The following is a 23139-nucleotide window of genomic DNA, read 5'->3' as shown; positions in this document are numbered from 1 at the left end:
CCTTGTTTGTGCTGCCGCCGAGGAGTCCTAAACTCAATGGTCACGTGGAGCGGGTGCAACGGACCTTTAGGGAGGAGCTCTATACCCGGCCTCTGCCCCCCCGGCTCAGCGAGCTACAGGCAGAGCTGGATGCCTACCTGGACCACTACAACCGCCGAAGGCCTCACATGGCCCTGGGGGGTCTTGCTCCCTTGGAGTATTTAGCTAAGATGCAGGAGGAGTCGGTTCCCCAGTCTCACATGTGTTGACCGATTACAGGGTCTTGCTCCCTTGGAGTATTTAGCTATGATGCAGGAGGAGTCGGTTCCCCAGTCTCACATGTGTTGACCGATTACAGGGTCTTGCTCCCTTGGAGTATTTAGCTAAGATGCAGGAGGAGTCGGTTCCCCAGTCTCACATGTGTTGACCGATTACACCCCCTAGGCTGGGCGTTGGGATATACACTAGAGCTGAGCTATTCGCGCTTTCGGGAGGTCAGGCTTTGTCGCTTTATCAAACGCTCCACAAATACCTCGAGCCCATGCTGGGTGAGCGGGCCCGTGCCGTGTTAGAGGAGGGCTTGCGCCGGTTGCAGATTGCCCCGGAAAAGCTGGAAGCCCCCCAGGCGGAGGTGATCCTTAAGCGCCTGGTTTACAAAGAGTTGCAGGCTAAGATGAGTCCAGGCGCGGCCCGTAGTCGTGTCGAGGAGATGCTCAAAGAACTGGGCCTCGCCAGTGGGTCAGGGGGGAGTGCCCCCAGCCTTTCGGCCCATGCCCAAGCCGTGCTGGCCGACCTCGAGGCCGGTCTAAAGCGTTTCAGCCTGTACCTAGACTGGCCTGAGGTGGGGCGTCTGCGCGGGCTGATCCGGGCTATCAAGCAGGGGCCCGAGGCCTCGGCGGCGGGGGCACTACTGCGGGAAGGGCAGGGCGTGTTGGCGGCGCTGGAGGAGCGGCTCCAGGCGGCCTTGCTGCGGCAGACCCGCGACATCGCCCAGCTCGAGGCGTCCTTGCAGCGGGTGCAGAGCGTGGGCGGCCCCAAGGTACGCCGGCTGGAAAACCTGATCCGTCAGATTCGCGAGGCCCACGCCCAAGAGGCCCTGGCCTCGGCGGAGGTGGAGCGGGCCCGGGCCTTAGCGGCGGAGATGCGCAAGCTGGTGGAGTCGTCGGTGGTGCAAAACCCCGAGAGCGAGATGGCCATCACCCTCGATACCATCGAGGATATTCCCGCGATAGACTGCCCTACCGAGCCCCAGGTGGTGCTCAAGGACCCTACCATCGAAGCGCCGGTTCAGCTAGAGGGGGACGACGGTTTCGATGAAGAGGCCTTGGTGCTTGACCTCGACTTCGATGCCCTAACCGCCGAGCAGCAGTCCCGCATTCGCGAGATCGACCTGGCCGAGGATGCCCGCCGCTTAGAGACCCTGCAAGAGCGCTACGAGGCGGTGCTGGGCCTGCCCCAGGTGGCCACCGAGCTGGCCGCCCTGCGGGAGGAACTGGCGGCGGGCAACCCTTTGGGCGAGCGCCTGGCTGCTTTTGCCGAGCTGCTCAAGGCTGCCCATGCTGAGGCTTTGGCCGAGGCGCGGGTGCGCTACGAATGGCTGGCTGATCGTTTGGGTCGCCTCGAGCTGCCCCCAGAGAAAACCGCCGGCGTGCAGGCCCGGCTGGCGGTGGTGCTGGAAACCCTAGAGGCGGGGGGGCTGCCCCAGGAGCTGGTCGAGTTGGAGCGAGCGGTGGAGGGCCTCGAGGCCGAGGAAAAAGCCAGCCGTGAGGCGCGCGAACGCCAGGCCCGGTTGGAGGCCGCCTTGGCCACTTTGCGCACCGAGGCCGAACTGGCCTTTTCGCCCTTCCGTGGCCGACCCCAGGTAGAGTCGTTCGTAGCGGCCCTGCTGGCTCCCGATATTTCCGAGGCCCGCCTGCAAACCCTGCGTCAGGAGCTTTCCGAGCTTCTGACCCATCTGGCCCGCGAGCGGGAGGAGGAGAGCCTAAAGCGTATGGGACTGCGGGCCACCTTGCAGGCTTTGCCCCCCCTGAATGGGTTGGAGGCCGACAGAAAAGCCTTGTTGTCGCGCCTGGAAGAGGAAAGCCGGCCTTTGGCCGACCTCGAGGCCGCGGTGAACCGCTTGGTGCTTCAGGCTAAGGAGGTGTTGGGCCGCAGACTGGAAGCCCTCGAGGCCCGCATCCGCAAGCTCGAAAAGACCCTCAAGGAGTCCCTAATCGAGCTAAAGCAGCCCCTTCAGGTAGCCCGCGAGGCCCTGGCCGAGGGGCGCCTGACCGACCCCAGCCCCCTAGAGCGGGCCCTGGAGGAGCTGGTGGCGGCCCGGCAGAGCGCGATTGCCGAGGAGCTTTCCCGCTACGAGATGGCCGCCCGTAGCATGCGGGGCCTGGGGGGAGAGGCCCTGGAGGAGAAGGTAGCCCAAGCGCGGGCCTGCCTGCAGGCGGGCGAGCTGCCCGATCTGAGCGAGGTGCATGCCCTTCTGGGCCGCTTGCGCCAGGCCCAGGAAACCCTGCGCAGCGAGCTTCAGACCCGTATAAAGGCGCTGCTGGAGGCCTACCATGCCCACAAGGGCGTGGGGGGCGAGACCGCTATGCGCATCAAGCCCCTGTGCGACTTCCTATCTTCGGCGGCAGAGCGCCTGCCCCGCCTGGGGGTCAGTAGCCTGCTGGAGGTGCGCCATGCCCTGGAGGAGGCCGAACGCCTGGAGACCCAGCTCGCCCAGGAGTATGCCGCGGCCCAGAGCCTGATGCAGGAGCTAAAACAGGCCGATATCGAGTCCCTTTTGAATGTTTTTGAGGCTCCGGTTCAGGCGGCTGCACTGGTCACCCAGGAGCTGCTGGGCTCCTTCCAGATGCGGGGAGTAGAGGCGGTGGCCTTGCTCGAGGCCGGTCAGGTGGTGGCGGGAAGCCTGCCCTTCTCTGCAAGTAGCGCCCAGGTAGTCTTCGACGACCTGCTCAATCTGGCCCAGGAGCTCAGCGCTGAGCCAGCCCAGCTCGCGGTCATCTCGCTGCCCCAGTGGGTGCTGCTCTTGGTTCCCTTGAAGCGAAAGGGGCTGATGATTCTGGCGGAAAAGGCCTTGCTTTCCCGTCTTCTGGCGCTTATCGAACGCCAGCGCGAGGCCTTGCTGTCGTTGTAGCTAGCCCCCGCTGCCGTGCGCGTACTGCAACTCGTAGAGCCGGGTGTAGTAACCGCCTTTGGCCAGGAGTTCCGGGTGGGTGCCTTCTTCGATCAGGCGCCCCTTGCGGAAGACCAGAATTCGGTCCACGTGGCGGATGGTGGAAAGGCGGTGGGCGATGATCAGGGAGGTACGGCCCTGCATGACCCGCTCGAGCGCGGCCTGCATTTTCTGCTCGGTTTCAGCGTCCACGTTGGCGGTCGCCTCATCCAAAATGAGCAGGATATCGGGGTTATGCAGGATGGCCCGGGCCAGGGCCAAAAGCTGCTTCTGCCCGGTAGAAAGCCCCCCGCCCCGCTCGTGCAGCACGGTTTGGTAGCCCTGGGGTAGCCGCAGGATGAACTCGTGAGCCCCCACAAAAGCGCAGACCTCCTGGATGCGGGCCAAGGGCAGGCTATCGTCTCCTAAGCGCAGATTGGACTCGATGGTTCCGCTAAAGAGAAATGGATCCTGCAGCACGATGCCGATGGCCCGACGCAGGTCGCGCTGGGCATACTCGCGCACATCGCGGCCATCTATCTTGACCGCTCCTCGCTGCACATCGTAGAAGCGGGCAATCAGGCTGATCACGCTGGTTTTGCCCGCCCCCGTGGCGCCCACCAAAGCCACCTTCTCCCCGGGGCGCACCCGGAAACTAACCCCCTTTAGCACCCAGTCCCACTCCCCTTCCTCCGGGCTAGAAGGGTCTGCTTCAACGCTTCCATTAGGTCTGGCCTCCCCCCGCTTTCCGTAGGCAAACCATACGTCCTCGAAGTCAATCTGCCCCTTGAAGCGTTCGACCCGTAGGGCCCCGGGTTTGTCGGCCACCTCCTCTGGGGTGTCCAGCAGGCTGAAAATCCGTTCTGCCGAGGCCATGGCCCCCTGGAAGATGTTGAACTTTTCCGAAAGGTCTTGTAAGGGCTGGAAGAGTTGGCGCACGTAATCGGTAAAGGCCACCAGCAGGCCAAGGGTGATGGTCTGTTGAATGACCTGCCCTCCCCCATACCATAGAAGCAGGGCCACCGTTACCTCGCCCATGAAGCCTACCAGGGGGAAAAACAGGGCGAACCATTTGATAATCTCCACCCAGGCTTTGCGCAGGTCGCTGGAGAGCCACTCGAACTGGCGGGTGTTTTGGGCCTCCCGATTGAAGAGCTGGGTGGTCTGAACCCCGGCCAGGTTTTCCTGCAGCGAGGCGTTGACCCGGGCCAGGCGCAAGCGCATCTCGCGGTAGGCATGGCGCATCCCACCCCGAATCCAGGTGGTTACGGCCAAAAAGACCGGCATGATGGCAAAGGAGACCAGCGCCAGCCGCCAGTCCAGGGCCAGCATAAAGCCCATTAGGCCGAAGATTAGGGCAAAGTCGGCGATAAGCCCTACCAGACCACCGGTGATGAACTGGTTAATGGCGTCCACATCCGAGGTGACCCGGGTCATCAGCCGGCCTACCGGGTTGCGGTCGAAGTACCCCAGGTGCAGCCGCTGAAGTTTGGCGAAAATCTCCGAGCGTAGATCGTAGAGGATGTGCTGGCCTACCCAGTTGATCAGATAGACCTGGGCGTAATTGGCGATGAAATCCACCACCCGCACAGCAAAGAACAGCGCGCAGATGAGCAAGAGGGTCTCGTAGCGCTGGGCTAAGGGCAGTACCTCGCGCGGGACAATGGCGTGGTCGATGGCGTACTTGAGGAATAGGGGAGTGGAGGCTGCGGTCAGGGTGCTGACCAGAAGGGCCAGCAGGGCCAGCCCCACCTGCTTCCAGTAGGGGCGCACATAGCGCAGAATGCGCCGGGCCAGCTTTATATCGAAACTCTTTTTAAAGGCTTCCTCTTCGTGCATAACTCTCCGTCAAAGGCGTTGTTTGGGCTAGGGGTTAGTCCACCTCGGCTTGTAGGTGCTGGATGCGGTCGAGTTCGGCATAGATGCCCCCCTGGGCCAGCAGCATCTCGTGGGTACCTTCCTCGACGATCCGGCCATGCTCCAGCACCACGATCCAGTCGGCGTACTGCAAGGTAGAGGTGCGGTGGCCAATCAAGAGGGTGGTCTGTTGGCCCAACACGCTTCTGAGGCCGGAGAGAATACGCGACTCGGTCTCGGTGTCGACCGCGCTCATGGCATCGTCGAGGATCAAAATTTTGGGCTGGCGGGCCAGGGCCCGGGCCAAAGCCGTGCGCTGGCGTTGCCCGCCCGAAAGGGTAACTCCCCGCTCGCCCAAGGAGGTTTGGTAGCCTTTAGGGAAAGCCAGGATATCGTCGTGGATGCCGGCCAGCCGGGCGGCCCACTGGACTCGCTCGAGGTTCACCTGGGGCAGGCCAAAAGCGATGTTCTCGGCCAGGGTATCGGAGAAAAGGAAGGGTTCTTGCGGCACCATGCCAATCAGGCTTCGCAGGGTGGACAAAGGCAGTTCGCGCACGTCGTAGCCTCCTACCCGCACCCGGCCCTGGGTGGGCTCGAGCAGGCGGGGTATTAGGCTTACCAAAAGCGTCTTACCACTGCCCGTGCGCCCGGTGATGCCCAGGGTGGTGCCCTCGGGAATGGTTAGGGTGATGCCGTCTAGCACCTTGCGTCCGCCCAGCTCGAGGTGCACGTCTTCGAACTGGATTTCCCCGCGTAGGCTCTCGGGCCTGATGGGCTTTGGGGCTATGGGGTCTTGGATGCGGGCCGGCTGCTGCCAAAACTCTTCCAGCCGCCGGTAGCTGGTGGAGCCCCGCTGAAAGAGGGTCAGGGTCCAACCTAGGCCGATGATGGGCCAGCCCAGCATCATCAGGTAGGCGTTGAACTGCACGAACTGCCCTGCGGTGAGCTCGCCCCGGATGGCCATCCCCCCGCCCAGCCACAGCACAATCAGGGCTGCTCCCCCCATCAAAAGCCCCATTAGGGCGCGCACCGGCCCATCCACCCGGGCTAGCGCCAAGCTTTTGGCAATGTAGTCCCGATTGAGGGCTTGGAAGGCCTTTAGCTCCCGTTCCTCTAAGGCAAATCCCTTAACCACACGGATGCCCGAAAAGTTTTCCTGGGCCTGGGTGGAGATGCGGTCAAAGGCCTCCTGGCTTTCGCGGTAGCGTTGGTCAATGAGCCTTAAGACGTAGTACATCACGATAAAAATCAGCGGGAAAACCAGGGACAAAGCCAGAGCTAGCGGCACGCTGACCAGATACATGGCCACGATGGCGAAGATCACGAACATCCACAGGCGGCTGCCCATATTGATGCCCGCGCCCAGCATCTCCCGCACTGCGCCTAGGTCGGTGGTGAACTTGTTCATCAGGTCGCCGATACGGTTCTGGCTGTAGAAGTAGGCATCGAGGGAGAGGGCTTTTTTAAATAGGTCCATGCGCAGATCGTGCTCAATGTGGCGGCTGGCGACCACTAAGAGCTGGCGGTTGGCCCAGGAAAAGAAGGCCGAGGCCACCGCTGAGCCTAGGAGGCCCCACACCCAGACCCCGTAGGCCTCCCCTGCCCGGATGGCGTCAATGGCGTGGCGCAGAAAGTAGGGGGAAAGCGAGGCCATGCCCACCGAGGTAATGCCCGCGAGCATACCCCAGAGGTACTGGGCTTGGTAACGGCGCAGGTAGGGCATCAGGGCCCTGAGGGGATAAAAAACTGACCGGTCAGTTCTATTACGGGGTGGTGATTCCGGGGTTGGTTGCATTTTCGTTAATCTACTCCTCCGAAGTCTTTTGAAGGTGTGCTTTGGTCTATTTTAGGCCAGACTTTCCGCCAGGGCCTTGACCGCGCTCTCCCACGCCTCCTCCAGGCCTACCACCTGAAAGGGTTTGGCGGGAGGCCACCGGCGCAGCAGTCTGCGCAAGGGGCGGGGCAGGGGCAGGTAGTCGGGGTCGTGGGCGTAAATCAAGCCTTCAATGCGGCCCATGCGCGAGAGGTAGCGGTGCATTCCGGCGGCCTCGAGGTCGGTGGGAAGCTCGAGTTCCAGGCCGAGCTTCTGGCCTTCCTGCCGCAGTTCAGCAGGGGCCTTGTCCGCCAAAAAGAGGTTCAGCCCTTGGGCGCTCAAGGCGTTGCGCAACCCCTCGAGCCAGAGGGTATCCTCGGCCAGCATGGGCTGGGCCACCAGTCCGATAAGGCGCTTTCCGGGCTGTTTGGGGGGCTTGAAGGAGGTCTCGAGCAGCCGCTTGGTGCGCTCCAGTGCCCGACGGGCCAGCATGGGGTTGCGGGTGAGGGTTTGTCCTATCTCCGCCGCCAGGCCCACCAGATTGGGGGAAAGCTCGGCGGGAACCACCAGTGCCGGGGGCAACCCCGGCACCAGGCGCTCGAGGGTAGCGGCCAGGTCAACCATCCAGGGGGTGGGGTTGCCCCGCTGGGGTTCCACCCCAAGTTGGACATCCGGCAGCAGCAGGTAGTCCACCCCCTGGTTTTTTAGGCCGTAAACCTTTTGTAGAACCCGCCGAATCGGCAGGGGCATAGGCAGCCGCACCTCCGCGTCCATTGGAGGAACCACCTCGACCTCCAGGGCCTCAAAGTAAGGCTCCCAGAAGGGAAGGTAGCGGTTGCTCAACCAGGTATCCAGTACACCAACACGCACCGGAATATCCTACAACGGGCTGGGGTTGGCGGAGGAATAGCCCCCTTCCTGGCGCGCTGGCTCGAGGGGTGTTTTTTACACTGCGCCTTGGCGGTTGACGCTGGGAGGGGTGCTTCGTATACTGCTTCAAATCTTCGCATAAGTTTGCGAGGATTTTTCCCCTACACCGAAGCGCTCTTTTTGGGAGGTCGAGTGGATGAAGTTCAGTGAGGCGTATCCTGGTATACCAAACGGACGCGACGCTTGCGGCATTATCGCCATTGTCGAAAAGAGCGCACGGCCCAGCCACGCCAATGTGCAGCGCACCATCGAAAGCCTCTACAAGATGGCCCATCGGGCGGGTCTGATCCGGGGAGAGGGCGATGGTACCGGGATTCAGACCGACCTCCCGCGGGAGCTATGGGCGGGCTACCTCTACGAAGCGGGTTTGGACAGCAACCTAGCCCAGAACCCGCGCTTTTTTGTAGGGCACTTGTTCATTCCTAAAAGCGAAAGCGCACGGGTGCAGGAGCTCTTTGACCTGTTCCGCGTGGAGGGTTCCAAGCGGGGGATTAAGCTGCTTTTAGAGCGCAAGGGGGAGACCAACAGCAGCGTGCTTGGGCCGGTGGGGCGGCGTACCGAGCCGCTGTTTTACCAGGTGGCTGGGCTGTCCACCGATGGCGATGGGCCTTTATGGGAGTTGGGCCTTCTGCTCGAGCAGCGCTTTCCCGTGCACGTGGTCTCGCTTTCCACCGCTACGGTGGTCTACAAGGTGCGGGGCTCGGCAGAGATTCTCAAGCGCTACTTCCCCGAGCTCTCCCGGGCGGAGTACAAGTCCACCATCACCCTGGGCCACAACCGCTACTCCACCAACACCATGTCCACCTTCGAGGCGGTGCAGCCGTTTGGCCTGTTGGGCCATAACGGCGAGATCAACACCATCGAGCGCTTGCGCCGCGAGGGCCGCTTCCTGAATATTCCCCTCACCGGCGGTTCCGACTCACAGGACTTAAACCGCATTTTGGAGGGTCTGCTCTACCGTTTTGGCCTTTCCTTGCCCGAGGCCATGGATTTGGTCTTCCCGCCCATCCTAGGGGAGATTAAAAACTACTCGCCCGCCCTGCAGGACTTGTATATGAACCTGCGCCAGCGTTTTGGACCCCTGGCCCAGGGGCCGGCGGCTTTGGTGACGCGCCACCGGGAAGAGGCCGTCTTTGCTACCGACGCCATGGGCTTGCGCCCGTTATGGTTTGTTGAGACCGACTCGGAGTATGTCTTCAGCTCGGAGCGGGGGGTGTTTACCGTAGAGGAGTTTGTCTCTGAACCCCGCCCCTTTGCCCCTGGCGAAAAGATGTACCTGCGCCTGACCCCTGAAGGGGCCCGGCTGTTTACCTTTGACCGGCACCAGCGGCAGGTGCTCGAGCGCATCCTGCCCAAAAGCCATAGCCTCGAGGGCTACCGGGCCCACCTGGCCGGGCCCCGCTACGCCTCACCCCCACCCCTGGCCGGTGGCAGCGAGGCCCAGGTGGAGGACAAACCCGCGCCACCCTCGCTGAACCTCGAGCGGGCCTATGGTTGGGATCGCTGGGACAACGGCTACCTCGAGGCCCTAGCCGAGACGGGCAACGAGCCCATCGGCTCTCTGGGCTACGATGGCCCCATCGCGGCGCTCAACCCCGAGAAACCCAACCTCTCGGAGTTCTTCAAGGAGACCGTGGCGGTGGTGACCAACCCGGCCATCGACCGCGAGCGCGAAATTGAGCATTTTTCCACCCGCAGTATCCTGGGCCGCCGCCCGCTGCCCGATGGGCGGGGCGCAGGCCATGTGGAAGAGCTGGTGGTGCCCCTATTGCTGGAAGAGAGCATCCCCAACGTGGCTGCCATCGCTCAGGGTCAGGGTACCCTGACCTACGAGGAAGCCTTACGGCGCTTTAAGCACGCCCTGCTGCCCCTACAGTTCTCGGTAGAAGAAGGGATTGCCGCAGGTCTCAAGCGCCTGCAGGAGGCGGCGGTGGAAGCGGTACGGGAAGGGGCCGAGTTGCTGGTACTCTCCGACCGTGGCGCTTTCGAAGGGGGGGTCTGGCTGGATGCGTATCTGGCCTTGGCGGCGGTAGGCCGGGCTTTGGAGGAGGCTCGCGACGAGGAGGGCATCTCGCTGCGCCGGCGTACCTCCATCCTGGTGCACTCCGGTGGGGTGCGCAACCTGCACGATGTGGCAGTCTGCCTGGGCCTGGGGGCCGACGCGGTCGCGCCTTGGCTCATGCAGCACAAGGCCCAGGCCAAAAACGGTATGCTGGGCCTGCAATACCTGCTCGAGGGCTTGAAAAAGGGCCTGGAGAAGGTTATCTCTACCATGGGCATCCACGAGGTGCGCGGCTATGGGCGCATCTTCAGTGCGATTGGCCTAAAGCCCGATCTGGCTGAGTACTTTGGAATCCGCAACTTCCTGGGTTCGGAGAAGGCGGGCTATGGCTTACTGGAACTCGAGCGCACCCTTTTAGAACGCCTCAACCTACTCAATGCGGAAAAAGTCCCCCCGGCCAAGGACTTCCGCTTCAACTCCCGCATCTTCAAAGCGGCTTTAGAGGTGGCCACGGAGGAGTCGCCCTACGAGCACTTCCAGGCCAAGGTGCGCAGCCTCGAGCAGGAATCACCGGTGGCCGCGCGCCAGCTTTTGGGCATCCGCTTTGCTGAAAAATCTCCGGTCAACCCCGAGGAGGTTGACCTGAGCGTGGGGGGTCATTCCCTGCCGTTTGTGATTACCGCCATGAGCTTTGGCTCGCAAGGCGAGACCAGCTTCCGCGCCTACGTGGAGGCGGTTAAAAAGCTCAACATGGTCTGCATCAACGGCGAGGGGGGCGAGATTCCCGACATGCTGGGCAAGTACACCCACTGGCGGGGCCAGCAGGTGGCCTCGGGCCGCTTTGGGGTTCATGCCTACATGCTCAACTCGGCCAGCTTCATCGAGATCAAGATTGGCCAAGGGGCCAAGCCAGGGGAGGGCGGGCACCTGCCGGGCAAAAAGGTCACCACCAAGGTGGCCGCGGCCCGCAACGCTGTGCCAGGGGTGGATCTGATCTCTCCTTCCAACAACCACGACCTTTACTCCATTGAGGACCTGGCCCAGCTCATCGAGGAACTCAAGACCGTCAACCCCAAGGCCAAGGTCTCGGTGAAGGTGCCGGTTATTCCGGGTATTGGCACCATCGCGGTGGGTATCGCCAAGGCGGGAGCAGATGTGATCGCCCTCTCGGGCTTTGAGGGGGGAACCGGGGCGGCCCGCTGGCATGCGCTCAAATACGCTGGTCTGCCGGTGGAGCTTGGGGTGCGCCGAGCCCATCGGGCTTTGGTGCGGGCGGGTCTGCGGGATAGGGTCGAGCTTTGGGCCGATGGCGGCCTCAAGACCGCCTACGACGTTTTGCGCATGGTGCTTTTGGGGGCCGACCGGGTGGGTATGGCCACCATGGCCATGGTAGCCATCGGCTGCACCATCTGCCGACAGTGCCAGATGGATACCTGCCACGTGGGGATTGCTACCCAGATCGAAACCCTAGAGCAGGCCCAGGCCCACGGCTTAAAGCGCTTTGTGCCGCAGGAGCTGGATCGGGCGGTGGAGCAGCTGGTGACCTTTTTCGCGGCCAAAGGCGATGAGCTGCGCCGGCTGGTGGCGGCTTTGGGCGAGACCCGCCTGCGCAACCTGGTAGGCCGCAGCGACCTCTTGGTGCAGGAAGGCCACCCGCAGGAGCTAGACCTGGGCTACTTCTTCGAGCCGGTGACAGCCCCCGACTGGCTGGGTGAACGTTCGGCCCATGTGTTGCGCAAGCCACTGAACCAGCTCACCCGCTCGATTACCGAGGTGGTCAGCGGGGCTTATGCCGAGGGCGGGCGGGAGCTGCTTTTCCAGGAGGGGCCGGTAGGCTCCACCGACCGCGCCCTGGGGACCCACCTAGCCGGCGAGGTTGCCCGCCGCCGCCTTTACGGCAAGGGCTGGGAGGCCAAGGTGGAGCTGCGCTTCGATGCCGGTAGCGTAGCCGGCAACGGCATTGCCGCGTTCAACGTGGAGGGCCTCGAGGTGGTGGTGGAGGGGGGCGCCCAGGATGGGGTAGCCAAGAGTGCCTATGGGGGCCGGGTGGCCATCCTGAAAGGGCGTAACCCCCTCGGCCAGTACGTGGATGGCTCGGTGGGTAAGTCCTTTGCCTACGGGGCCATAGGGGGCCTGCTGATTGTGGAAGGACAGGCCGATAGCCGCTTCTGCATCCGCCTGTCTGGGGCCGATGTGGTCTTGGGGGGCGAGCCAGACCGTCCGGTGCAGGACGAGCTGGGCAACATTGCTGCCCGGGCCCAGGCCAAGGGTTTTGCCTTCGAGTACATGACCCGGGGCCGGGCGGTGGTGCTGGGTGATCCTGGCCCTTGGATTTGTTCGGGCATGACCGGCGGGCGGGTTTATTTGCGCTACTGGCCGGAGATGGGCCTGACTGAAGAGGCCATGCGCCGTCGCCTGGCCAAAGGGGCCAAGGTGAGTGTACAAAAGCTCGACGAGCGGGGCATCGCCGACGTGCGTGAGTTGATGAGTGCCTACCTCGATGCTTTGCGGGCCGCGAAGCGGGAGGAGAAAGCCGAACGCTTGATGAAGCTGTTGCTCGACCCGGTCACCCATTTCCGCATGGTGCTGCCCACCAACCAGCAGGTGGCCCAGGAAGTGAGTACAGAGTAGTCTTCCCCTCGAGCGTTTGCCTTGGCGTCCTTGGGTGGTATGGCTCGTGCCACCCAAGTGTCCAAGCCAAGCCAAGGATTCAACAGAAGGGTTTCAGAGGCTTGTTTGAGCGTTGGAGGGGTGGGCAAAAGACCATGGTACGATTGTCCCGATGAATCCGGGTGCGCTGCTAGATACCCTCAAACGACGCACCGGCTTCACCGAGGCCCATGTGGAGGTGTTGGTGGGGTTGGGCGGGTACATGGCTCCCTTGGCCTCGGAGGTGGCCCTGGCCTTTTACGACTATCTGGGCCGGGATGCGGAGATGCGCGAGATACTCTGGGGGGTTCCAGGGCGGGTAGAGCGGCTGTATGGAAGTTTTGCGGCCTGGTATCGGGAGCTTTTTTCTGGTGTGTACGATGCAGATTATGCCCACCGTCGCTACCGGATTGGCCTAATCCATGCCCGCCTCGGGGTGACCCCCAGCCATATGGTGCCGGCCATGGGCATTGTGCAGGAACTCTCCCTCGAGCATATGCGCACCGCTTTGCGCTCAGCAGAGATTTTCCCGGCGGTGGAGGCTTTCGAGAAGATTATCGCCATCGAGATTGCCCTTATCGAAGAGAGCTACCTGGCGGCCCTCGAGGCGGGCTTCAGGCTGGGCGTTTCAAGCAGCAGCCGGGAGGCGTTGTCGCGCGGGGCCAGCGTGCTGCTGCAAGAGGCCCAGGCCTGATGGGTTCAAGCCCAGCTGAATCACCGCCCACGGTAAAAATCTCATGATTGCCGCTATTTTGTTCGACCTAGACGAGACCCTTATCCTTGACCACCCGGTCTCACGGCACGCTTGGCAAAACTGCGCTTTATATGCGGCTTCCCGCTATAGCCTGGACGTGGCCCTTCTGGTGCATTCCGCCGAACAGGCCGCGCAGCGGCTTTGGCAGAGCGGGCCAGCCTTTGCATACACCCAGCGCATTGGCCATAGCGCGGGGGAGGGGCTATGGGCCCGCTACGAGGTACAGACCCATCCTGCCCTAAAGACCCTGTGCACCTGGGCCCCTTCTTTTCGGGTGGCGGTCTGGGTCGAGGCCCTGGCCGAGCAGGGCATCCACGACCCGGATTTGTGCCAGGAACTGGCTCAGCGCTACTTCCACCAGCGCCGCCTTTACCCCCGCTACCCCGAGGTGGACGCCCTGCTGCAGGCCTTGGCCGGTTACCGGCTGGGCATTGTGACCAACGGGGTGCCGGATTTGCAGCGGGAGAAGCTCGAGGGCTTTGGCCTGCGGCATCGCTTTGCCGCTGTGGCCATCTCGGGTGAGCTGGATATCGGCAAGCCGGAGCCCGGCATCTTCGCGCACATCTGCCAGGAACTGGGGGTGGCGCCCTCGGCCTGTGTGATGGTGGGCGACAACCCGGAGCGGGATGTGGCCGGGGCGCGGGCAGTGGGCATGCGCTCGGTCTGGGTGAATCGGGGCTTCAAGCCCAAAGACCCGCGCTACCCTGCCGACCTCGAGGTGTCTAACCTGTTAGAGATGCTGCCCTGGCTCGAGGCTTTGGACTGATGACGGCCAGACCACTCGCCCTTGCCGGGGCCTCTGGGATTTTTATACCCGTTTTCGCCGAATCCTTCACCACTGGAGCAAGAAGTATGGGCTTATCAAGGGCATTACCAGGGCCCCCACCCTGACGCAGTCGGGGTGGGGTGGTATTAGCGCAGGGCCTTCAGGGCCAGCTTGATGAGTTCCTGGGTGCTGGCCTCAGGGTTTTTCTGGGCTATTTCGGCCACCACGCTCCTGACCTGGCTTTCGCGGAAGCCCAGGGTTATCAGGGCGAGTTCGGCCTCCTCAGTCTGGGGGGTGTGCACCAGGCGGCCCCCCTCCCCCAGCAGGTGGGCAGGCACCTTGCCGCGCAGCTCGAGGGCCAGGCGCTCGGCCAGTTTTTTGCCGACCCCTGGGGCTGCGGTGAGCAGGCGCAGGTCGCCCTCGGCCAGGGCCCGGGCCAGCAGGGCCGGGGTCTGGGAGGAAAGCAGGTTGAGGGCCACCCGAGGCCCCACCCCCGAAACCGAGAGCAAAAGCTCGAAAAGCTCGAGGCTTCTGGTCTCGGCAAAGCCGTAGAGCGATAGGTCGTCTTCGCGCACGATGAGCCGGGTGTGCAAGGTGGCCTCTTGCCCCTCTTTCAGGCCGGCCAGGGTGGGGGCCGGGCAGTAGACCTCGAGGCCCACCCCGCCTATCCCCAGCACCACGCTCTGGGGGGTTTTCTGCACCACAGTGCCCTTGAGGTAGCGAACCACGCCTACCTTCCCCTGTAGCGAGGGGGGCGCTTCTCGTAGAAGGCCTGCACCCCTTCCCGGTGGTCCTCGGTGCGCCCGGCTACCTCCTGCAACAGGGCCTCGTACTCTAGCATCTCCTCCAGGGTGGCCTGGGCGCTGTAGCGGAGGGCCCGCTTGATTAGACCGTAGGTTTTGGTAGGCCCCTGGGCTAGCTCGCTGGCCAGCCGGCCCAGCTCCTCCTCGAAAGCCGCGCTAGGCACCACCCGGTTGACCAGGCCCAGGCTAAGGGCTTCCTGGGCCTCAATCCGGCGGGAGAGCACCGCCAGTTCAAAGGCCCGGGCATACCCCACCAGCCGGGGCAGGTGGTAGTTCATGCCGGCATCGGGGATAAGGCCGATGCGGCTAAAACCCGTGGTGAGCACAGCGTCCTCGCTGGCGATGCGCAGGTCACAGGCTAAGGCCAGCGAGAGGCCAGCCCCCGCAGCCGCCCCATGAATGGCGGCGATAATGGGTTTCTCCAGGCTCACCAGGTTTTCCACCACCGCCTGGTAGTGGCGCAGGTGGCCTTTGTAGGAGAGGGTTTTGCCTTCAAACTCCCGCAGGTCCTGCCCCGAAGAGAAGCCCCGCCCGGCCCCCCGCAGAATCACCACCCGGACTTCAGGCTGGGTGGCTTCTTTGGCTAGGGCCTGGGCCAGCTCGCTTAGCATCTCGCTGGTTAGGGCGTTGATGGTCTCGGGGCGGTTGAGGGTCAGGGTTAGGATGGGGCCTTGGGTCTGACGAAGCAGTACGCTCATGGGATGCCTCCTGGGTTTACCGGCCTTTCCACACCGGCTTGCGTTTCTCTACGAAGGCGGTAGTGCCCTCCTGCTTGTCCTCGCTGCCAAAAGCGATCAAAAAGTTGCTGCGCTCGAGGCCCAACCCCTGCTCCAGGCTGAGGTCCTGGGCGCGGTTGATAGCATCTTTGGCCAGGCGAGTCGCCAGGGGGGCCCGTTCGGCGATGCGTTGGGCGAGCTCGAGGGCCTCTTCAAGATAGAGCTCCACCGGCACCACCTTGTTGACCAGCCCATGCCGCAAGGCCTCCCAGGCCGAGAGCACCCGGCCCGCTAGAATCACCTCCATAGCCAGGTATTTGCCTACCTGCCGGGTCAGGCGCTGGGTGCCCCCTCCACCGGGGATGATGCCCAGGTTGATCTCCGGCTGGGCAAAGCGGGCGGTATCGGAGGCCACAATCAGGTCGCACAGCATGGCCAGTTCGCACCCACCCCCATAGGCGTAGCCCGAAACCGCCGCAATCAGGGGTTTGCGTACCTTGCGCAAAACCTCGTACTGGTCGGCCCGTAGGCCCCGCATCAGCTCGGGTAGGGTGGTCTGTTGGAACTCTACGATGTCGGCCCCAGCCGCAAAGGCCCGCTCGTTGCCGGTGATGACCATGGCCCCGATCTCTTCGGCCTGTTCAAAGGCGGTGATAGCCGTGGCCAGCTCGCGCAGGGTAGTGCTGTTGAGGGCGTTGAGCTGCTTGGGCCGGTTTAGCCGAACCAGTCCCACCCTCCCTACGGTTTCCACCAGGATGTTTTCGTACATACCTGGGGTTATCCTACTAGAAGGCCGCTTCAGGGGAATAGCCTAGCGCGAGGTTTTTTGCTTTGACCAACGGCCTGTGAAGATGTTAGCATGCTGTGCTAGTTATGGCCCTGATTGTGCAGAAATACGGCGGAACCAGCGTGGGTGACCTCGAGCGCATCCACAAGGTGGCCCAGCGCATCCAGCACTACCGGGAAAAGGGGCACCGGCTGGCGGTAGTGGTCTCGGCCATGGGGCGGATGACCGATGAACTCATCGCTTTGGCCAGGCGGGTCAACCGGCGCCCCCCCCAGCGCGAGTTGGATATGCTCACCACCATCGGCGAGCAGCAATCGGTGGCCCTGCTCTCCATGCAGCTTCACGCCATGGGCATTCCCGCCCGGGGCTTCACCCAGCACCAGATTGGCATCACCACCGATGGACGCTACGGGGATGCCCGCATCCTGCGGGTGGAGCCTACCCTAATCCAACGCGCCCTCGAGCGGGGCGAGGTGGCGGTGGTAGCGGGCTTCATGGGCACCACCCCCGAGGGCGAGCTGACCACCTTGGGCCGGGGTGGCTCTGATACCACCGCGGTGGCCCTGGCCGCCGCTTTGGGGGCCCAGGAGTGCGAAATTTTCACCGATACCGAAGGGGTCTACACCACCGACCCCCACACCATTCCCGAGGCCCAGAAGCTCCCCCGCATCGGCTACGACCAGATGCTCGAAATGGCCGCACTGGGGGCACGGGTGCTACACCCCCGCTCGGTATACTATGGCAAGCGCTATGGTGTGCGCATTCACGTGCGCAGCAGTTTTTCCTATAACCCTGGCACAATTGTTACGGAGGATGGCATGGAACTAGATCGCCCGGTGACGGGGGTGGCCCTCGACGACGAGATCGCCCAAATTGGCCTGGTGGGGATTCCCGACCGGCCTGGTATCGCCGCCCAGGTTTTCGAGGCCCTAGGGCGCAAGGGGGTCGCGGTGGACATGATTATTCAGGGGGTGCCGGGCCATGAGGCCAGCCGTACCCAGATGGCCTTCACCGTCAACCAGGATTTCGCTGAAGAGGCCATGGAGGCCCTCGAGCCGGTCTTGGCCGAGATAGGGGGTGAGGCCCGATTGCGCCGGGACGTCTGCAAGATTTCCATCGTGGGGGTGGCCCTGGCCTCCACGCCTGGGATTCCCGCCCGGATGTTCCAGGCGCTTTCCAGCGTGGGGGCTAACATCGAGATGATCGCCACCAGCGAGGTGCGCATCTCCGCCATTGTTCCTTCCCAGTTTGCCGAGGCCGCTTTGCGCGCTGTGCACAGCGCCTTTGAACTGGATAAGCCCATACCGGCTTCTGCCTAGGGCCATGAGCCAGGGATACGCCGGTAAGCAGTACCTTTCCTGGCAGGAGATCACCAGCCTGGTTTCCAAACTGCTGGGCCAGTTCAACCCCAACGACTTCGACTGCATCCTGGCAGTGACCCGGGGTGGCATGATCCCGGCCTGTTTGGTTTCCGAGGCCACCGACCAGCGCAATATTCTCACCGCTGCGGTGATGTTCTATACCGATGTGGGCGAGACCATCAAAGACCCGGTCTTCTTGCAGTTTCCCTCCGATAGCCTGCTGTATGGCAAGCGGGTTTTGATTGTAGACGATGTCTGGGACTCGGGTAAAACCGCCGTAGCTGTGCGGGAGCGGGTGCGCCTGGCGGGTGGGCGGCCTCAGGTGGCCGTCTTGCACTATAAGCCCCTAAAAAGCCAGTTTCCCGGCGATGGGCCAGACTACTACGCGGCCGAGACCGACGCTTGGATCGTCTACCCCTGGGACCCCGCTCAGGGCTGGACTGTACCGGGGCAGGAAGCGGGCCAGGCCTAGGGCGGGGTGCTTGGCTCGAGCGGGTGGGGGTTTAGGCTCCTAGGGGTGAACCAGGAGAAGCCCCGCTTACTCTGTCTCCTGCAGGGTGCGGCCTTAGCTTGAGGTGGAGGTAGGAGGGGTCAGAAAGGTCTAGGGTGCGGCGCAAAAAAATAAAGGGTGCGGGTAAGGGCACCCTTTGCGCGTTGTGACGTTTGCTTTTACTTGATCAGGCCCAGTTGCAGCACAGCGTCGCGCTCCTCGGCCAGCTCTTTAGCACTGGCGTCCATCCGCTCGCGGCTGAAGGCATTGATCTCCAGGCCCTGCACAATCGCAAACTCGCCGTCCTTGCAGATGCAGGGGTAGCTGTACACCAGCCCTTCGGGAATGCCGTACGAGCCATCGGAGGGGATGGCCATGCTGACCCAGTCGCCCTCGGGGGTACCCAGGGCCCAGCTGCGCATGTGGTCGATGGCGGCATTGGCGGCACTGGCTGCGGAAGAGGCCCCGCGGGCTTCGATGATCTCGGCCCCGCGCCGGGCCACCTTGGGGATATAGCTATTGACGTACCAGTCGTGGTCGCCTACCAGCTCGTAGGCGTTTTTGCCGCCCACCTCACAGTGGAAGAGGTCGGGGTACTGGGTGAGGGAGTGGTTGCCCCAGATGGTCATCTTTTTGATCTCGCTGACCGGCACTTTGAGCCGGGCGGCGAGTTGGGAGATGGCCCGGTTGTGGTCCAGGCGGGTCATGGCGTGGAACTGGCGGGGGGAGAGGTTGGGGGCGTTTTTGTAGGCGATGAGGGCGTTGGTGTTGGCGGGGTTGCCTACCACCAGCACCTTGACGCTCTTTTTGGCGTTGTCGGACAGGGCCCGGCCCTGGGCGGTGAAGATGGCCCCGTTGGCCTGGAGCAGATCAGCCCGCTCCATCCCAGCTTTGCGCGGCATGGCCCCTACCAGCAAGGCGTAGTCGGCATCCCCAAAGGCCACGTTGGGGTCGTCGGTGGCCACAATGCCCGCTAAGGTGGGGAAGGCGCAGTCCTCGAGCTCCATGATGACCCCGTTAAGGGCCTTTAGGGCCGGGGTGATTTCCAGTAGCTGGAGGATGACCGGCTGGTCTTTGCCCAGCATCTCGCCGGCGGCGATGCGAAAAAGCAGACTGTAGCCGATCTGACCGGCTGCACCGGTGATTGCAACACGAACAGGGGATTTCATCTTGACACTCCTTTCCTTGGGCCAAAAGGCCCATCGCTACCGCCCACGATGATAACGTGCGGCTGGCTCAATGTCGAAGGACAAAAGCGGGGGATAGGTACACCAGACCGCTAGACCGGAAAGCCCTTTGGGGCTTAGCATAACCCCCATGACGGTTAGTCGCTACTACGACGTCAAACGCGATGAGCGGGGCAAGCGCTACCTCGAGCCCTATGTGCTGGGCTCGCTGCTGCTAGGCCTGCCGCTTTTGAACAAGGGCACTGCCTTCACCCACGAGGAGCGGCGGGCGCTGGGCCTCGAGGGCCTCCTGCCTCCCCACGTGACCACGCTAGAGGAGCAGAAGGAGCGCAACTATCGACGCTACCGCCTGATTGAAAACGACCTGGAAAAGCACATCTTTCTGCGCAATCTGCAAGACCGCAACGAGGTGCTGTTCTATGCCCTCTTCGTTGACCACATGAGCGAGATGCTGCCCATCCTCTACACCCCCACGGTGGGGGAGGCGGTCAAGCAGTTTTCCCACATTTACCGCTACCCTCGAGGGTTCACCGCCTCGACCGATAACATCCAGATCATCGAGGAGGCGCTGGCCAACGTACCCTTGAACGATGTGCGCCTTGCGGTAGCCACCGACTCATCGGCCATTCTGGGTATTGGTGACCAGGGTTTTGGCGGCATGGCTATCTCCATTGGCAAGCTGGCCATCTACACCGCAGCCGGTGGCCTAGGCCCCGATAAGGTCCTGCCCATCGAGCTGGATGTGGGTACCAACCGTGCCGACCTGATCAATGACCCCCTCTACCTGGGGGTGCGCCACCGGCGGCTAACCGGCGAGGAGTACTTCGCCTTTATGGACCGTTTTGTGGAGGCCTTCCGCCAGCGCTACCCCAATGCCGTGATGCAGTGGGAGGATTTCGGCAAAGACACCGCTTTTGCTGTGCTCGAGCGTTACCGCAAGGTGTTGCCTTCCTTCAACGACGACATCCAGGGCACCGGTGCGGTTACCCTGGCGGGGGTGATGGCGGCCTGCCGCCTCAAGGGAGAGCGCCTTTCGGATCAGCGCATCCTGGTCTACGGGGCTGGGGCCGGGGGGGCTGGGGTGGCCCAGGCCATGCTGGATGGGTTGATGCGGGAGGGGCTAAGCCTAGAGGAGGCCCGCTCGAGGCTTTTTGTGCTCGACTCCAAGGGTTTGCTGCTCAAAGGCCGCCCCATGGAGGCCTACAAGGAAAAGTTCGCCCAGGACCCGGCCCGGATTCAGGGGTGGGCGGTGGCCGGGGAGGTGCCCAACCTCTACGAGACCGTGGTGGGCGCGGGAATTACCGTTTTGTTGGGGCTTTCTGGCCAGCCGGGCTCCTTTACCCAACCTATTGTGCAGGCCATGCTGGCCCACACCACCCGTCCGATCATCTTCCCTCTGTCTAACCCTACCAGCGCCTCGGAAGCCATCCCCGAGGAGGTTCTGCGCTGGACCCAGGGGCGGGCCCTGGTGGCGGCGGGCAGCCCCTTCCCTCCGGTGGAGCTGGAGGGGAAAACCCATCCTATTGGTCAGGGCAACAATGCCTTCGTCTTTCCCGGGCTGGGCTTTGGTACGGTGCTGGCCAAAGCCCGGGAGGTTTCCGATGGGATGGTGCTCGAGGCGGCCTACGCGCTTTACGACTACACCAGCCAACACCACCCTGAGCGTATCTACCCTCCGACCTCGGAGCTGCGGGAGGTAAGCCAGTATGTGGCCGCGCGGGTGATCCGCCAGGCCATGCGGGAGGGCCTGGCCCGTGAGGAGCGCCTGAGTGGGCTGGGGATGGAGGCCATCCAGGCCTACGTAGCCGAGCGTTTCTGGCAGCCGCGTTACCTGCCGTTCAGGCCCGCCCCAGGGAAACCGGGGGGAGTGTAGGCTCCAGCCACGAACTCGCCCATGCCCCGAGCCTGTATGGGCTGGCCCTGCCAGCTTCCACTACCGGTTATGGGGCCTTCCCAGTAGGCCACCCGGGTAGAAGCGGTGAGGAGTTCCTGTTCCCGGCGCAGGGGGGTAAGGCGCAGCTCGAGCCCCTCGGCCTCGACCTGCCAGGACAGGTCGTAGCGGCGTCCGCCGGGGGAGGTCCAGCTTTCCAGGGGGGTCATCTTCAGGCCGGACAGCTCGCGCACCCGCCCCTGGGGGTCGGTGGCCGAGCCGGCAAGCTGAACCACCTGACCCTTGGTGTTGCGCACCCGATAGAGCATCAGGTCGGTTCCGTCGGAGAGGTGCAGGCCGAACCAGTCCCACAAGGCCCCCAAGGTGGCCCCGCTGCTGAGCTGGTCGCCCCACTGGTGATCCATCCAGGCCTCGCCCTGCACCCTTCTGCCGGCGATATGCCCCTCTAGGCCCAGCCGGGTGAAGGAGACGTAGTACATCCGCCCGGTCTCGGCGGTGCCAGAGTAGCCCGGAGGGTGAACTACCGCCGGCTTGCGGGGGGTCAGGCGCACCTGGATAGGGCCAGCCTGGAGCAGGTAGGCCTCGCCCTGTTGCACCAGGTGCCAGTCGTCCTGGGCGATGTAAAGGGGAGGGTAGCGCACCAGGCTATCGCCCCAGGGCCGGTCGAAGCGGAAATCGAAGCGCTCCTCGAAGTGTGTGCGGTCGGCCCAGAGGTCGGTGATGGCGATGTGGGAGGCGTGGTAGGGGCCAGGGAAGAGGAAGGCGGGTCTGAAGAGGCCCCACTGCCAGTCTTGGGGGGCATAGGCCTTGAAAAAGGCCCAGTGGAAGGCCAGCCCATTCTCGGGTAGGTAGCCCGAGACGTACCACCATTCCAAAGGCGCGCTGTGTGGCCCCCAGGCCTCGGGGCTGGGCAGGCGCGTGGGGTCTACCCCTTGTAGCCTGGGCAGGCAGCCCGCTAAGGCAACCAAGAGTGCCAGCAGCCAAAGGCGCATAGGGCTAGTGTATGCGTTACCGGCCCCAGAGCCTGTGGCCCAGGCTGAAATGGGCTTGTGGTAGTGTGAAACGCTGTGACCGATACCCATTGCCATCTGGACTTTATGGCGCCGGAGGAAGCCCAGGCCGCCCTCGAGGCCGCCAAAGGCTTTCGGGCCATCCTGACCATCGGCACCAACCCTTTGCGCAACCGCCAGGCCCTGGCCCTGGCCGAGGCCCATCCCCATATCTGGGCTTCGGTGGGGCTGCACCCTACCGAGGCCCGCCTACTTTCCCCGGAGCTCGAGGCCGATCTAGCGTACCTAGCCCAGCATCCCCGGGTGCGAGCGGTGGGAGAGAGCGGCTTGGACTACTACTGGACCCCCGAGACCCGGACGGCCCAGTACCGGGCCTTAGACTTCCAACACGCCCTGGCCCATCGCCTGAACCGGCCCCTCATCCTTCACGTGCGCAGCAAAGAAGGCGACCAAGCCGAACAGGAGATGGCCCAATGGCTGCGGCACAATCGGCCTGCTCGGTTCGTGTTACACGCTTTCGCGGGACACCCCGGGCTGCTAGCAGCGGGGCTCGAGCTGGGGGGGTACTTTGGCTTAGCTGGGCCCTTGACCTACAAAAAGAACCAGGCCCTGCGGGAGGCGGCCCGGCAGATTCCCCTGGATCGGCTCTTGGTGGAGACCGACGCGCCCTTTCTGCCGCCTGAGCCTTTCCGAGGCCAGCGCAACCACCCTGCTTTGGTGCGCTTCACCCTGGCCCGGCTGGCTGAGCTACACGGCCTGGGGTTAGAGGAGATGGAGCGCATCACCGACCAGAATGCCCAGGCCTGCTTTGGCTTTTAGAAATGCGCTGGCTGAACCCGGACAAACACATGTGAGACTCTAAGCTGGGATAAAAAGAGGGGAACCAACCAAGAAAGGAGGTTCCCCAGGTGCAGTTTACCACCGTTGGCCGAGAGATATGGCAAGGCGCTAGACAAGCACAGAGGCTGGCCGAGGCCAAAGCAGGCGACCCAGAGG

At 63.4% G+C, this 23139-nt stretch carries 16 protein-coding genes and 1 pseudogene; 9 read left to right on the top strand and 8 right to left on the bottom strand.

Annotation, left to right across the window (positions count from 1 at the left end; all coding sequences use genetic code 11):
• Together G552_RS0109480 and G552_RS0109475 are read left to right on the top strand one after the other, a co-directional pair.
• A pseudogene (locus tag G552_RS0109480) lies at nucleotides 1–283 on the top strand (integrase core domain-containing protein); the annotation flags it as partial.
• Nucleotides 284–481: 198 nt separating this feature from the next.
• A complete protein-coding gene (locus tag G552_RS0109475) occupies nucleotides 482–3109 on the top strand; it encodes a coiled-coil domain-containing protein (protein ID WP_156890717.1) in 2628 nt (875 codons plus the stop codon).
• Here the strand turns inward: G552_RS0109475 and G552_RS0109470 are convergent, their stop codons facing one another.
• The 3 genes from G552_RS0109470 to G552_RS0109460 form a co-directional block, all read right to left on the bottom strand.
• Nucleotides 3110–4966 carry an ABC transporter ATP-binding protein gene (locus G552_RS0109470; RefSeq protein ID WP_027882823.1) on the bottom strand — a complete coding sequence of 619 codons (1857 nt, stop codon included), beginning with the start codon at nucleotides 4964–4966 and terminating at the stop codon, nucleotides 3110–3112. It lies immediately after the preceding gene.
• A gap of 34 nt (nucleotides 4967–5000) precedes the next feature.
• Nucleotides 5001–6707, bottom strand: a complete 1707-nt coding sequence (locus G552_RS0109465) for an ABC transporter ATP-binding protein (RefSeq protein WP_027882822.1) — start codon at nucleotides 6705–6707, stop codon at nucleotides 5001–5003.
• A gap of 123 nt (nucleotides 6708–6830) precedes the next feature.
• Nucleotides 6831–7667, bottom strand: a complete 837-nt coding sequence (locus G552_RS0109460; protein ID WP_027882821.1) for a hypothetical protein — start codon at nucleotides 7665–7667, stop codon at nucleotides 6831–6833.
• A 196-nt stretch (nucleotides 7668–7863) separates the two neighbouring features.
• Between G552_RS0109460 and G552_RS0109455 the strand changes: the two genes are divergently transcribed.
• The 3 genes from G552_RS0109455 (at nucleotide 7864) to G552_RS0109445 (ending at nucleotide 13898) form a co-directional block, all read left to right on the top strand.
• Entirely contained in the window at nucleotides 7864–12360 is a 4497-nt protein-coding gene (locus G552_RS0109455) for a glutamate synthase-related protein (protein ID WP_027882820.1), read from the top strand.
• Nucleotides 12361–12511: 151 nt separating this feature from the next.
• The gene (locus G552_RS0109450; RefSeq protein ID WP_027882819.1) at nucleotides 12512–13072 is read left to right on the top strand and encodes a protoglobin domain-containing protein; all 561 of its coding nucleotides are present in this window, start codon (nucleotides 12512–12514) and stop codon (nucleotides 13070–13072) included.
• 43 nt (nucleotides 13073–13115) lie between these two features.
• A complete protein-coding gene (locus G552_RS0109445) occupies nucleotides 13116–13898 on the top strand; it encodes an HAD family hydrolase (protein ID WP_027882818.1) in 783 nt (260 codons plus the stop codon).
• A 146-nt stretch (nucleotides 13899–14044) separates the two neighbouring features.
• Here G552_RS0109445 and ruvA read toward each other — a convergent pair whose 3' ends face one another.
• Genes ruvA through G552_RS0109430 form a run of 3 tightly spaced genes read right to left on the bottom strand, consistent with a single transcriptional unit; the run spans nucleotide 14045 to nucleotide 16186 of the window.
• Complete coding sequence (gene ruvA, locus G552_RS0109440) at nucleotides 14045–14626, bottom strand: Holliday junction branch migration protein RuvA (protein WP_027882817.1); 582 nt, start codon at nucleotides 14624–14626, stop codon at nucleotides 14045–14047.
• A gap of 2 nt (nucleotides 14627–14628) precedes the next feature.
• The gene (locus G552_RS0109435; RefSeq protein ID WP_027882816.1) at nucleotides 14629–15399 is read right to left on the bottom strand and encodes an enoyl-CoA hydratase-related protein; all 771 of its coding nucleotides are present in this window, start codon (nucleotides 15397–15399) and stop codon (nucleotides 14629–14631) included.
• Nucleotides 15400–15415: 16 nt separating this feature from the next.
• Nucleotides 15416–16186: an enoyl-CoA hydratase-related protein gene (locus tag G552_RS0109430; RefSeq protein WP_027882815.1), complete on the bottom strand. Its 771-nt coding sequence runs from the start codon at nucleotides 16184–16186 to the stop codon at nucleotides 15416–15418.
• Between the two features lie 104 nt (nucleotides 16187–16290).
• On the opposite strand from G552_RS0109430, the gene G552_RS0109425 reads away from it, so the two are divergent.
• Both G552_RS0109425 and G552_RS0109420 read left to right on the top strand, forming a co-directional pair.
• Nucleotides 16291–17523 (top strand): aspartate kinase, encoded by a 1233-nt coding sequence (locus tag G552_RS0109425; RefSeq protein WP_027882814.1) that lies wholly within the window; start codon nucleotides 16291–16293, stop codon nucleotides 17521–17523.
• Nucleotides 17524–17527: 4 nt separating this feature from the next.
• Nucleotides 17528–18037 (top strand): phosphoribosyltransferase, encoded by a 510-nt coding sequence (locus tag G552_RS0109420; RefSeq protein WP_027882813.1) that lies wholly within the window; start codon nucleotides 17528–17530, stop codon nucleotides 18035–18037.
• A 197-nt stretch (nucleotides 18038–18234) separates the two neighbouring features.
• Here the strand turns inward: G552_RS0109420 and G552_RS0109415 are convergent, their stop codons facing one another.
• Nucleotides 18235–19224, bottom strand: a complete 990-nt coding sequence (locus G552_RS0109415; protein WP_027882812.1) for a malate dehydrogenase — start codon at nucleotides 19222–19224, stop codon at nucleotides 18235–18237.
• A gap of 148 nt (nucleotides 19225–19372) precedes the next feature.
• Between G552_RS0109415 and G552_RS0109410 the strand changes: the two genes are divergently transcribed.
• The gene (locus tag G552_RS0109410) at nucleotides 19373–21115 is read left to right on the top strand and encodes an NAD-dependent malic enzyme (protein WP_027882811.1); all 1743 of its coding nucleotides are present in this window, start codon (nucleotides 19373–19375) and stop codon (nucleotides 21113–21115) included.
• On the opposite strand, the gene G552_RS0109405 is transcribed toward G552_RS0109410, so the two are convergent.
• The gene (locus G552_RS0109405) at nucleotides 21070–22125 is read right to left on the bottom strand and encodes a lipocalin family protein (protein WP_027882810.1); all 1056 of its coding nucleotides are present in this window, start codon (nucleotides 22123–22125) and stop codon (nucleotides 21070–21072) included. The genes G552_RS0109410 and G552_RS0109405 overlap by 46 nt on opposite strands.
• A gap of 75 nt (nucleotides 22126–22200) precedes the next feature.
• On the opposite strand from G552_RS0109405, the gene G552_RS0109400 reads away from it, so the two are divergent.
• Complete coding sequence (locus tag G552_RS0109400) at nucleotides 22201–22962, top strand: TatD family hydrolase (RefSeq protein ID WP_027882809.1); 762 nt, start codon at nucleotides 22201–22203, stop codon at nucleotides 22960–22962.
• Nucleotides 22963–23139: the final 177 nt, after the last annotated feature.

Origin of the sequence: Meiothermus rufus DSM 22234 (genome assembly GCF_000423425.1) — a bacterium.
Classification (GTDB): Bacteria; Deinococcota; Deinococci; order Deinococcales; family Thermaceae; genus Meiothermus; species Meiothermus rufus.
Note: the sequence above shows the minus strand (reverse complement) of the source record. Positions and strands in the feature narration are given on the sequence as shown.